At 47.5% G+C, this 366-nt stretch carries 1 pseudogene; it reads right to left on the bottom strand.

The features are described 5' to 3' along the window. Positions 1-59 precede the first annotated feature (59 nt). Positions 60-366, bottom strand: a pseudogene (locus tag ALO43_RS30795) (DNA distortion polypeptide 1); the annotation flags it as partial.

Raw genomic sequence — 366 nt, 5'->3', positions numbered from 1 at the left:
CGCCTTATCGGCACGCGCCCTTTTGACTCGCCATTCTTTTTCGACATGCACGCCCATAACTAGCCCTTCATGCCCTTACGGTTAAAGCTCCAGCGATCTACAGAGACCTCCTGCAACTCATCTATTTTCTTAATCGCCATGGCCATATAGCTGTTCAATGTTTCAATTTCTTTAAGAAACGCCGTGTCGTTCATGTCTAGCTTTTTCGATTGGAACATCATATGGCGAATGTTACGACCGACCGCATCAATAGCCGCCCTGAGTCCTCTTATTTTCTTGATTTCATCAGGCAATAATTTCGACGAAGCCGACAGCGATGAAACAATCCTGAACCGGCATTCCCTGGACATGAACAGGGCAGCCTGC

This window comes from Pseudomonas tremae (assembly GCF_001401155.1).
Classification (GTDB): Bacteria; Pseudomonadota; Gammaproteobacteria; order Pseudomonadales; family Pseudomonadaceae; genus Aquipseudomonas; species Aquipseudomonas tremae.
This window is presented reverse-complemented; position numbering and strand designations above follow the sequence as displayed.